Source organism: Streptomyces sp. NPDC004610, assembly GCF_040609715.1.
Classification (GTDB): Bacteria; Actinomycetota; Actinomycetes; order Streptomycetales; family Streptomycetaceae; genus Streptomyces.
In genome coordinates this window covers 62,364-74,087 of the sequence record NZ_JBEXLA010000014.1, presented here as the reverse complement: position 1 = coordinate 74,087, position 11,724 = coordinate 62,364, and the positions used below count along the sequence as shown (strand labels likewise).

Genomic DNA, 11,724 nt, shown 5'->3' with positions numbered 1-11,724 from the left:
GCCGTGACGGAAGCGGGGCGGTCGGCGGGCGGGCCCTGTCCCTCACCCGAAGGGGCGAAGCGGGCGCCCGGAAGGGCTGGGTCCGCGACCGCGCCGGGCACTCTGACGGCCAGGGCGGCGACTCGCTCCGCCCTCCCTCCCCCACGGCTAGGAGCTGCGATGACGACGACCACGGTGTCGATCGACCCGGATCACTGCATCGGTGCGGGCAACTGCTATCTGACCGCGCCCGGTGTGTTCGACCAGGACGACGACGGCTTCGGGACGGTCCGCCCCGAGGCGGCGGACGGCGGCGGCGACCCGCTGCTCAGGGAGGCCGCCCGGGGCTGCCCGGCACAGGCGATCAGCGTCCGCGAGGAGTAGCGGAGTAGAGGAGCAGAGGAGTAGGCGGGCACTGAAATGTGAGGGAAGGGGCGGCACCCCCGCACAAGGGTGCCGCCCCCTCTTCCTTTCGTGCCCCGGAACCGCCCCGCATCGGCGAGGGTCAGGGTCAGCAGTGACGGTTCCGGTGTCTTGTGGGCCCCCGGCGGGGGTCAGCAGTGACGGTTCCGGTGTCCTGTGGGCCCCCGGCAGGGGTCAGCGGTGGTCGCTGCCCTTGGACTGGGACGCCGCCCGGCCCGCCTCCAGCCGGGCCACCGGGATACGGAACGGGGAGCAGGAGACGTAGTCGAGGCCCACCTCGTGGAAGAAGTGGACGGACTCCGGGTCGCCGCCGTGCTCGCCGCAGACGCCGAGTTTGAGGTCGGGGCGGGTGGCGCGGCCCGCCTTCACGGCGAGTTCGACCAGGGAGCCGACGCCGTCCCGGTCGATGGTCTCGAAGGGGGAGACCCCGAAGATGCCCTTCTCCAGGTACGCGGTGAAGAAGGACGCCTCGACATCGTCGCGGCTGAAGCCCCACACCGTCTGGGTGAGGTCATTGGTGCCGAACGAGAAGAACTGGGCCGCCTCGGCGATCTGAGCGGCGGTCAGCGCGGCGCGCGGGAGTTCGATCATCGTGCCGATGGAGAGCTTCAGGGAGGTGCCGGTGGCGGCCTCCACCTCGGCGATCACCCGGTCCGCCTCGTCCTTGACGATCTCCAGTTCCTGGACCGTGCCGACCAGCGGGATCATGATCTCCGCGCGCGGGTCGCCCTTGGCCGCCTTGCGGGCCGCCGCCGCCTCGGCGATGGCGCGGACCTGCATGGTGAACAGACCGGGGATGACCAGGCCGAGACGGACCCCGCGCAGGCCCAGCATCGGGTTCTGCTCATGGAGGCGGTGGACGGCCTGGAGGAGGCGCAGCTCGTTCTCGTGCGGCTCCTGGCGGGACTCGGCGAGCGCGACCCGGACGGAGAGTTCGGTGATGTCGGGGAGGAACTCGTGCAGCGGCGGGTCCAGGAGGCGGACCGTGACCGGGAGGCCGTCCATGGCCTCGAAGAGTTCCACGAAGTCACGCTTCTGGAGGGGCAGCAGGGCCTTGAGGGACTCCTCGCGCTCCTCGTCGTGGTCGGCGAGGATCAGACGCTCGACCAGTTCGCGGCGGTCGCCCAGGAACATGTGCTCGGTGCGGCACAGGCCGATGCCCTGGGCCCCGAAGCGGCGGGCGCGCAGCGCGTCCTCGGCGTTGTCGGCGTTCGCCCGTACTCGCAGCCGGCGCTTGCGGTCGGCGAAGGCCATGATCCGGTGGACGGCCTCGACGAGTTCGTCGGCGTCGTCGGCGCCCGCGTGCATCCGGCCCTCGAAGTACTCGACGACCGGGGACGGGACGACCGGGACCTCGCCCAGGTACACCTTGCCGGAGGAGCCGTCGATGGAGATGAGGTCGCCCTCCTCCACCACATGCCCGCCGGGGACGGTCATCCGGCGGCGCTTGGTGTCGACCTCCAGCTCCTCCGCGCCGCAGACACAGGTCTTGCCCATGCCGCGGGCGACGACGGCCGCGTGGGAGGTCTTGCCGCCGCGCGAGGTGAGGATGCCCTCGGAGGCGATCATGCCGTCCAGGTCGTCGGGGTTGGTCTCGCGGCGGATCAGGATGACCTTCTCGCCGGAGCGGGACCACTTGACGGCGGTGTACGAGTCGAAGACGGCCTTGCCGACGGCCGCGCCCGGCGAGGCGGCGATGCCCCGGCCGACCCGCTGGACCTTGGCCTCGTCGTCGAAGCGGGGGAACATCAGCTGGGCGAGCTGGGCGCCGGTGACCCGCTGGAGGGCCTCGGCCTCGTCGATCAGGCCCTGGTCCACAAGCTGGGTGGCGATCCGGAAGGCGGCGCCCGCGGTGCGCTTGCCGACCCGGGTCTGGAGCATCCACAGCTGGCCGCGCTCGATGGTGAACTCGATGTCGCAGAGGTCCTTGTAGTGGTTCTCCAGCGTCTCCATGATCTGCATCAGCTGGTCGTACGACTTCTTGTCGATGGACTCCAGCTCCGCGAGCGGCACGGTGTTGCGGATCCCGGCGACGACATCCTCGCCCTGGGCGTTCTGGAGGTAGTCGCCGTAGACGCCCTGGTAGCCGGAGGCGGGGTCGCGGGTGAAGGCAACGCCGGTGCCGGAGTCGGGGCCGAGGTTGCCGAAGACCATGGAACAGACGTTGACGGCGGTGCCGAGGTCGTGCGGGATGCGCTCCTGGCGGCGGTAGAGCTTGGCCCGGTCGCCGTTCCAGGAGTCGAAGACGGCCTTGATGGCGAGGTCCATCTGCTCGCGCGGCTCCTGCGGGAAGTCCCGCCCGGCCTCCTTCTTGACGATCTTCTTGAAGGCGGTGACCAGCTTCTTGAGGTCGGCGGCCTCCAGCTCGGTGTCGACCGCGACCTTCTTGGTGGCCTTGGCCTTCTCCAGCGCCTCCTCGAAGAGGTCGCCGTCGACGCCGAGGACGGTCTTGCCGAACATCTGGATGAGGCGCCGGTAGGAGTCCCAGGCGAACCGCTCGTCACCGGCCTGCTGGGCGAGCCCCTGTACGGAGGTGTCGGAGAGTCCGATGTTGAGGACGGTGTCCATCATCCCGGGCATGGAGAACTTCGCGCCGGAGCGTACGGAGACCAGCAGCGGGTCGTCGGCCTGGCCGAGCTTCTTGCCCATCCGCTGCTCCAGCGCGTCGAGGTGCGCACTCACCTCGTCACGCAGTGCCGCGGGCTCCTCGCCGCTGTCGAGGTAGACCTTGCATGCCTCGGTGGTGATGGTGAACCCGGGCGGCACCGGAAGGCCCAGGTTGGTCATCTCCGCGAGATTCGCGCCCTTACCACCGAGAAGATCCTTGAGATCCTTGTTGCCCTCGGTGAAGTCGTAAACGAACTTGTGGTTTTCCGACACGGGTCCCAACTCCTCGGAGGACGCGGTGGCTGCCCTGACGGCGAGGAACATACCCAGATCCAAGGCGTCTGGGGAGGTCCACTTGCGCGTCATGTGCCTGTAACCAGGCATCCGCCACAGGATCGAAAGTCAAGGCTTGGCAAGAAATCGGGCGATGATGTGTTCACTTCTTGAAGCCGGATCGCGTCCACGGCCTTCTATTGCGCTCACATGAGCGCCCTCCAGCACGCCTGAGTTCGCCCGATGAACGATCATCGATTGGCACTCAGTGCCACTCTTTGAGAAGTGCAGTCGCCCATGATCCGCTCATCTGAGCGCAAGCCTTATCAAGGGTGGCGAGAATCACGCCGCGGGAGCGCCCCTATGGGCGACCGGGTATCACCATGCGGACGCCCGGCGACCAACGGCAACCAACGGCAACCAACGGCAACCAACGGCAACCAAGGGGAAACGGGTTGCCTCTCCGGGGGGGGAATCCGGTTGCCCCTCCAGGCGGAACCCGTTGCCTCTCCGGGCGGAAACCTGCTGCCTCTCATGCACCGAGCGTGCGCTTGCCCTCCGGGCACCGCAACCGCGACGGGCCTCCGGCCGGGGGGCGATGACGGCCTCCGGCCGGGGCGGGGGTTGGCCCTGCGCGGGCCGGGCGGGGAGCCGGGGGCTGGTCGGCATGGGGCTGCGGCGGTTGGGCTGGCGCGGGGGCCGACGCGCGGGGGTCCGACGCGCGGGGTCCGGGGGTGGCCCGGCGGGGGGTCCGGGGGCTGGTCGGCGGGGGGGCTCCGGGGGCTTGCCCGGCACGGGTCCAGCGCGCGGGGGTCCGGCGCGGGGGGGCCGAAGGCTGGTCGGCGCGCGGCTCCGGCGGCTGGTCCGGCGCGGGGGGTCGGGGGGCTGGCCCGGCACGGGGTCCGGCGCGGGCCGCCCATGCCGGACCCCTGGCCTCGCCGCCCGCGGCGGTCACGCATCTGGATGCGGAGGGGAAGATCCCGGCCCGGCACTGGGCTCCGGGTGCTGGCCCAGCGCGGGAGGTCCAAGGACTGGCCGGGCACGAGGCTCCGGCGCGGGCCGCCCACGCCGGACCCCTGGCCTCGCCGCCCGCGGCGGTCACGCATCTGGATGCGGATAGGAAGATCCCGGCCCGGCACCGGGGGCCCGGACGCTGGCCCGGCACGGGGCTCTGGAGGCTGGTCGGCGTGAGGCTCCAGCGGCTGACCCGGCACGGGTCCGGCGCGGAGGGTCCGAGGGCTGGCCCGGCACGGGGCCCCGGGGGGCTGGCCCGGCACGAGGGCCCGCGCGGGCCGCCCTCGCCGGACCCCCGGCCTCGCCGCCCGCGGCGGCCACGCATCTGAACGCCGATGGCAAGATCCCGGCCCGGCGAACCCACTCCGCCGCATCCCCCGCGCCGGGCACGCCCTGCGGCCGACAGTCCCGCGACCGCGTGCGCGGGCACCCCACCACCAGGACCCCCGACCCCGCGAACCCACTCCGCAGCACCCCGACACCGGGCGCAGACCGGTAGCCCCGCGACCGCACCCCCAGACACCTCGCCGCCAAAACCCCAACCCCCCTCCCCAACACCCCAACCCCACTCGGCAGCACCCCAACCCCATGACCGCACCTCCAGGTACCCCAACACCACGCCCCGAGCCCCGCCCCCTCAATCGCACCCCAACACCACGCCCCAAGCCCAAGCCCCCCAATCGAACCCCTGCCCCACACCCCGCCCACCCCCACAATCGCACCCCAGCTCCAGCCCCGCCCACCCCCGCAACCACACCTCCACCACTCCCCCCGCCCACCCCCCGCAACCACACCACTCCCCCTGCCCGCCCACCCCCGCAATCGCACCCCAGGTCCAGTCCCCCCACCCCCGCGGACGCGGCCCCGTCCTCAAACCCCCAACGCCCGCAGCCGCTCCTCCGCGCGGTCCGGGGCGTACAGGTGTTCCACCACCAGCGCGCCCGCCCCGACCAGGGCCGCCCGGTCGCCCAGGCGGGAGGTCAGGACCTCCAGGTGGGCGGTGGAGCGGGGCAGCGCCCGCTGGTACAGCAGCTCCCGCACCCCGGTCAGGAAGGGGATCCCGGCCAGGTCCCCGGCGATCATCAGGACCCCGGGGTTGAGGAGGGTCACCACCGTCGCCAGGACCTCCCCCACACCGCGCCCGGCCTCGCGGGCCAGCGCCGCCGCCTCCGGATGCCCCGCGGCCAGCAGTTCGCGCACATCCGAGCCGGATGCCGCCGGCACCCCCGCCTCGGCCAGCCGCCGGGCCACCGCGCCCCCGCTGGCGACCGCCGCCAGACAGCCGTACGAACCGCACCGGCACAGTGCCCTCGCGCCCTGCGGGACGCGGATGTGGCCGATGTCCCCGGCGCCGCCGTCTATCCCCCGGAACAGGGCGCCGTCGACCACGACGCCCGCGCCTATGCCGGTGGAGACCTTGACCAGTACGAACGCCGCGCAGTCCGGGTGCCCGGCGCGCTGCTCGCCGTACGCCATGAGGTTGGCGTCGTTGTCGACCAGGACCGGGACCGGGGCGGTGGAACCGGTGTGGTCGGCGAAGGAGCGGGCCAGGCGGCCCCTTATGTCGTAGCCGTCCCAGCCCGGCATCATCGGGGGCTGCACCACGCGGCCGGTGCCGGACTCGACCGGGCCGGGCACCGCGAGGCCGATGCCGCAGACCTCCTCGGGCCGCCGCCCGGCCTTGCGCAGCAACTCGGCCAGCCAGCCGCCGAGTTCACCGAGCACCGGCTCCGGGCCGTCCTCCACCACCAGCGTGCCCCCGCTCTCCGCGAGGATCTCGCCGGTCAGCGTGAGCAGGGCGGTACGCGCGTGCCGGGTGTCGAGGTCGGCGGCGAGGACGATCGCGTGCTCGGCGTCGAACTCCAGGGTGATGGAGGGGCGCCCGCCGAGCGGGGAGCCGACCGGGCCGCCCGCGCCCTCGCGCAGCCAACCCGCGCGGAAGAGGCGGTCGAGGCGCTGACCGACCGTGGCCCGGGAGAGTCCGGTGGCCTGCTGGAGGGCACCTCGGGTGACGGCACGGCCGCTGCGGACGAGTTCCAGCAGGTCACCGGCGCTGGTCTGAGTCCCGTTCCGAGTCCCGTTCCGACCGTTCATGCGCACCCCCTTGTGTTTCCCAAGTCTGCATTACATCCTAGGTTTTGCGTGTTAAATAGACGTAACTCTACGATGGCCAAGACCGAACCGACCCGACCGGATGTCTTTCGGGGAGCCCCGAGTGGATCGCACCGCCCAACTCACCGCCCGACCTGCGCATCGAGAGATCGCATACGATCCTCCGCCGCCGCCCGGTTCGCCCCGGCTCGCGGCGGCCCGTGTCCTGGAGCGGAACTGGACCGGGACCTCGACGGTGCCCTCCCGCTCGCTGTACCCGCACCAGTGGTCCTGGGACTCCGCGTTCATCGCGATCGGACTGCGGCATCTGTCGCCGTTACGGGCCCAGACCGAGCTGGAGACCCTGTTCCGCGCCCAGTGGGGCGACGGCCGTGTCCCGCACATCGTCTTCAACCCCTCCGTACCGCTCGACGCCTACTTCCCGAGCCCCGACTTCTGGCGCTCCTCGACCGCGGGCCGCGCGGCGGGCGCTCCGGGAACCGTACAAACGTCCGGCATCGTGCAGCCACCGGTGCATGCGCTGGCTGTCTGGTTGACGCACCTGGCCGACCCCGGCCTCTCCCGCGCCCGCGGCTTTCTCACCGGCATGTACCCCAAGCTCGCCGCCTGGCACCGGTATCTGCTGCACCGCCGTGACCTGGGCGGCGCCGGGCTGGCGTCCGTGGTCCACCCCTGGGAGCAGGGCATGGACAACAGCCCGGCCTGGGACGCCCCGCTCGCCCGGGTGGTGCCCGCCCCGGCCCGCTCCTTCCGCCGCGCCGACCTCGACCACGGTGCCCCCGAGGACCGCCCGACCGATCTGGACTACGGCCGGTACGTACGGCTGGCGGCGGACTACCGGGACGGGGGGTACGCGGACGCCCCGGGTTCGTTCATGGTCGAGGACCCCGCGTTCAACGCCCTGCTGATCGCCTCCGAGCACGCCCTCGCCCGTATCGCCCGCGAACTGGGCGCCAGCGGCACCGCCCGCCACGCCCGCGCGGAACGCCTCACGGCGGTCCTGATCGAACGGCTCTGGGACCCGGCGGCGGGCATGTTCCTCTGCCGCGACCTGCGCGGCGGACCCGGGCCCCGCACCGGGCGGGGGATGCCGTCCGCGCTGATCCCCGAGCGCGGGGTCTCCGGGCTGATCCCGCTGCTGCTGCCCGAGCTGCCGCGCGAGATCGGCGGGACCCTGCTGCGCACCCTGACCGGACCGCACTTCGGGCTCGGCGCCGGCACCCGGCTGGTGCCCAGCTACGACCTGCTCGGCGAGTCCTTCGACCCGCACCGCTACTGGCGCGGACCGGCCTGGTTCAACACCGGCTGGCTCCTGGAGCGCGGACTGCGCGTCCAGGGCGAGTCCCGGCGGGCGGACGCCCTGCGCGCCGCCCTCGTGGACAGCGCGCTGACATCCGGCTTCGCCGAGTACGTCGACCCGTACACCGGCGCGGCCTGCGGCGCGGCCGGCTTCGGCTGGACCGCCGCGCTCACGCTCGACCTGCTGCACGCCATGGAACCGGCCGCGGAGAACCCGACGGCCGAGGGAGCCGAGGGAGGGGACCGGCGATGACGGACCGGCATCATCTGCTCGTGTACGGGGGTACGTTCGCCGCCGTCGACGACAGCGGGGACATCAGCGGGGTACGGCACGGCGGCTCCCCCGAGGGGCTGTTCGTCCGGGACGCCCGGCATCTGAGCCGCTGGCAGCTCACCGTCGACGGGGCGGTGCCGGAGGCGCTCGCGCCGGTCGGCGGCGGCGACACCGCGCGCTGTGTCCTCGTCCCGCGCGGGGGCCGCACCGAGCCGCCCGCCTGCACCCTGTTCCGGGAACAGGCGGTCGCGGAGAGCGCCTTCGTGGAGTCGCTGCGGGTCACCAGCAACCGCCCGGTGCCGGTCACCGTACGGCTGGCGCTGACCGTCGACGCCGACTTCACCGACCAGTTCGAACTCCGCTCCGACCACCGCACCTACGCCAAGACGGGCGCGGTGCGGCGCCGCGAGATCCTCGACGACGGGGTGGAGTTCGGCTACCGGCGCGGCGAATGGCGCTCCAGTACGACGGTCACCGCCGAGCCCGCCCCGGACGCGGTGGAGGAGACCGGCACCGGCGCCCGGCGCCTGGTCTGGACCCTGGAACTGCCCGCCCACGGCACCGCCGAACTGCTGCTGCGGGTGATGGCCCGGCCGCACGGCGAGAAGCGGGCGCTGCGGGTGCCCCGCTCCCCGCGCGCGGTGACCGAGCGGGTCCGCGCGCGGGAAGCCGCGTTCATGGAGGGCGTGGCCTTCCCGACCGACTGGCCGGAACTGGCCGCGGCCTGTACCCGGGGCCTGGCGGACCTGGCCATACTGCATGTCCCCGCGACCGGTCCGGACGGCGAGGAACTCCAGGTCCCGGCCGCCGGAGCCCCCTGGTTCCTGAGCCTGCTGGGCCGGGACGCCCTCCTCACCTCCCTCTTCGCCCTCCCCTACCGCCCCCAGCTCGCCGCCGCCACGCTCCCCGCGCTCGCCGCGACCCAGGCGAAGGACACCGTCACCGAGTCGGTCGCCCAGCCCGGCAAGATCGTGCACGAGGTGCGCCACGGCGAGCTGGCCCACTTCGGCCAGGTGCCCTACGGCCGCTACTACGGCTCGGTCGACGCCACGCCCCTCTTCCTGGTGCTGCTCGGCGCGTATGTGGAGCAGACCGGCAACGGGGTGCTGGCCCGCCGGCTGGAACCGCACGCGCGGGCCGCCGTCGGCTGGATGCTGGACCACGGCGGGCTGACCTCGCGCGGCTATCTCGTCTACCGCGCCGACCGCGGCGGCCTCGCCAACCAGAACTGGAAGGACTCCCCCGGCGCGATCTGTGCCGCCGACGGCACCCGGCCGACCGGCCCGGTGATGGCGGCGGGCGCCCAGGGCTACGCGTACGACGCCCTGCGCCGCACGGCGTGGCTGTCGCGCACGGTGTGGGGCGACGAGGTGTACGCGGCGCTCCTCGAACAGGCGGCGGCGGATCTGCGGGACCGTTTCCAGCGGGACTTCTGGATGGAGGACCGGGCGTTCCCGGCGCTGGCGCTGGACGGCGAGGGCCGGGCCCTGAACGCGCTGGCCTCCGACGCCGGGCATCTGCTCTGGTCCGGGCTCCTCGACAAGGAGTACGGGGAGGCGGTCGGCCGGCGGCTGCTGGAGCCCGACTTCTTCTCCGGCTGGGGCGTCCGGACCCTGGCGGCCGGGCAGCCGGCGTACCACCCGCTCTCCTACCACCGCGGTTCGGTGTGGCCGCACGACAACGCGCTGATCACCCTGGGCCTGGCCCGCTACGGGCTGCACGACGAGGCGCGGACGGTGGCCCAGGGCGTGGTCGCGGCGGCGGTCGCGATGGGCGGCCGGCTCCCCGAGGTGTACGCCGGGTACGACCGGGGCGAGGGCGAGGGCCCGGTCCCGTACGCACACGCGTGCGTCAGGGAGTCCCGGGCGGCGGCGACACCGCTGGGGCTGCTGACCGCGGTGGGGGGCGGCGTCTAGGGGTACGCCGGGAGCCTTCCCAAAAGAACGGCGACGCGGTGAACGAGCCTCAGGGGTGGTCCGTACGGAACGGTGTCGAGCCATGACGTGACCGTGACCGTGACCGTGCGGAAGGACCCCTCTGGTGGCCGTACTCGCTCACCTGCTCCCCCGGCTGTCGCGGCCCCGGCGGATCGTACGTCGCTGGCTGGCGGCGCGGCCCGGGGTGGCCCGGGGCTGCCGGGCGGCGCTCACCTCGGGGGCCGCCCTGCTCCTCTTCATGACCTCGGTGCTGCCGAACGCGGCGGAGGACCTCCGGCCGGCCGCGTTCGTACGGATCCCGGCGGAGCCGATCGTCGCGGCGGCGGTGCTGCTGGCGCTGCCTCGCCGGGCGCGGGTGTGGGCGGCGGGGGTGATCGGGGCCGGGCTCGGCGCGGTGACCGTGGTGAATCTGCTGGACCTGGGGTTCGGCGAATACCTGGGGCGCGGCTTCAACCCGGTGCTGGACTGGGGCCTGCTGGACGACGCCCACTCCTACCTGGTCGACACCATGGGCCGGACCACCACCTGGGTCGCCACGGTGGGGGCGGTGGCGGGCGCGGTGGCCCTGGTGGCGGCGACCGGAGCGGCGGCGGTCCGGCTGGCCCGGCTCCTCGGCCACCACCAGGGGGCGGTGCACCGGGGGACGCTGATCGCGGCGACCGTCTGGATCTGCTGCGCCACGCTGGGGGTGCAGTTCGCCGGGGTGCCGATGGCCGCGGACCGGGCGCGGGCGGCGGTGGAGGCGAAGGCGAAGCTGGTGCGGTGGACGCTGAGGGACGAGGCGGAGTTCGCGAAGGAGGCGGGCACCGACCCCTACGGGACCACCCCGGCGGAGCAGCTGGTTCCGGAGCTGCGCGGCAAGGACATCGTCTTCGCCTTCATCGAGAGCTATGGCCGTACGGCGATCGAGGACCCGGTGACCGCGCCCGGCGTCACCGGGACGCTGGCGGCCCGGGGCGAGGCGCTGGAGGCGGCCGGGTTCCGGGCGAGGAGCGGCTGGCTGACGTCCTCGACCTTCGGCGGCAGCAGCTGGCTCGGCCACTCCACGTTTCTGTCCGGCCTGTGGATCGACAACCAGCAGCGGTACCGGACGGTGACGGCGGCCGACGACCGGCTCACCCTCACCAAGGTGTTCCAGAAGACGGGGGCCTGGGACACGGTCGGGGTGATGCCCGGGGTGCAGAAGGGCTGGCCGGAACAGCGCTTCTTCGGCCTGGACCGGGTGTACGACGCCTTCGAACTGGGTTATGAGGGGCCGAAGTTCAGCTGGTCGACGATGCCGGACCAGTACGCGCTGGAGGCGTTCGAACGCCTGGAGCACGGCCGGGAGCGGGAGAGGCCGCTGATGTCGGAGATCATCCTGACGTCCAGTCACCAGCCGTGGGCGCCCCTGCCGGAGATGGTCGACTGGGACGACCTCGGCGACGGCTCCCTCTACGACGCGATCGAGGCGAAGGGCCACCGCCCCTCCGAGATAGCGCCGAGCGGCTCCCGCTCGAAGGAGGAGTACGGCAAGGCGGTGTCCTACTCGCTGACGAGCCTGACGGAATGGCTGGAACGGTACGGGACGGACGACACGGTCCTGGTCTTCCTCGGCGACCATCAGCCCCTGGCCAAGGTCACCGGCCCCGCCGCGAGCCGGGACGTCCCGGTCTCCATCGTCACCAAGGATCCGGCGGTGCTGTCCCGGATCACGGACTGGGGCTGGACGGAGGGCCTGCGGCCGGGGGCGGGGGCGGGGGTGTGGAGGATGAGCGCGTTTCGGGATCGGTTCTTGGAGGCGTTTGGGTCGGTCAGGGGTTGAGG

The 11,724-nt window shown here is 73.0% G+C and carries 6 protein-coding genes; 4 read left to right on the top strand and 2 right to left on the bottom strand.

Features of this window, described 5'->3' with window-relative positions; translation table 11 throughout:
- Window positions 1-159 precede the first annotated feature (159 nt).
- Window positions 160-363: a ferredoxin gene (locus tag ABZX40_RS17680; RefSeq protein WP_355731639.1), complete on the top strand. Its 204-nt coding sequence runs from the start codon at window positions 160-162 to the stop codon at window positions 361-363.
- 213 nt (window positions 364-576) lie between these two features.
- Here the strand turns inward: ABZX40_RS17680 and ppdK are convergent, their stop codons facing one another.
- Complete coding sequence (gene ppdK, locus ABZX40_RS17675; protein WP_355731637.1) at window positions 577-3,375, bottom strand: pyruvate, phosphate dikinase; 2,799 nt, start codon at window positions 3,373-3,375, stop codon at window positions 577-579.
- Between the two features lie 1,791 nt (window positions 3,376-5,166).
- Window positions 5,167-6,390 (bottom strand): ROK family protein, encoded by a 1,224-nt coding sequence (locus ABZX40_RS17670; RefSeq protein ID WP_355731635.1) that lies wholly within the window; start codon window positions 6,388-6,390, stop codon window positions 5,167-5,169.
- Between the two features lie 121 nt (window positions 6,391-6,511).
- On the opposite strand from ABZX40_RS17670, the gene ABZX40_RS17665 reads away from it, so the two are divergent.
- The 3 genes from ABZX40_RS17665 to ABZX40_RS17655 all read left to right on the top strand — a co-directional run bounded on the left by ABZX40_RS17665 (window position 6,512) and on the right by ABZX40_RS17655 (window position 11,722).
- Entirely contained in the window at window positions 6,512-7,960 is a 1,449-nt protein-coding gene (locus ABZX40_RS17665; RefSeq protein WP_355731634.1) for a hypothetical protein, read from the top strand.
- Window positions 7,957-9,897, top strand: a complete 1,941-nt coding sequence (locus ABZX40_RS17660; protein WP_355731632.1) for a glycogen debranching N-terminal domain-containing protein — start codon at window positions 7,957-7,959, stop codon at window positions 9,895-9,897. The genes ABZX40_RS17665 and ABZX40_RS17660 overlap by 4 nt, the downstream gene beginning before the upstream one ends.
- 259 nt (window positions 9,898-10,156) lie before the next feature.
- Complete coding sequence (locus ABZX40_RS17655) at window positions 10,157-11,722, top strand: CDP-alcohol phosphatidyltransferase (RefSeq protein ID WP_355732121.1); 1,566 nt, start codon at window positions 10,157-10,159, stop codon at window positions 11,720-11,722.
- Window positions 11,723-11,724 lie beyond the last annotated feature (2 nt).

Coding starts and splice junctions, on each gene's coding strand:
- ABZX40_RS17680 (WP_355731639.1), top strand. CDS start 160: ATGACGACGACCACGGTGTCGATCGACCCGGATCACTGCATCGGTGCG.
- ppdK (WP_355731637.1), bottom strand. CDS start 3,375: ATGACGCGCAAGTGGACCTCCCCAGACGCCTTGGATCTGGGTATGTTC.
- ABZX40_RS17670 (WP_355731635.1), bottom strand. CDS start 6,390: ATGAACGGTCGGAACGGGACTCGGAACGGGACTCAGACCAGCGCCGGT.
- ABZX40_RS17660 (WP_355731632.1), top strand. CDS start 7,957: ATGACGGACCGGCATCATCTGCTCGTGTACGGGGGTACGTTCGCCGCC.
- ABZX40_RS17655 (WP_355732121.1), top strand. CDS start 10,157: ATGACCTCGGTGCTGCCGAACGCGGCGGAGGACCTCCGGCCGGCCGCG.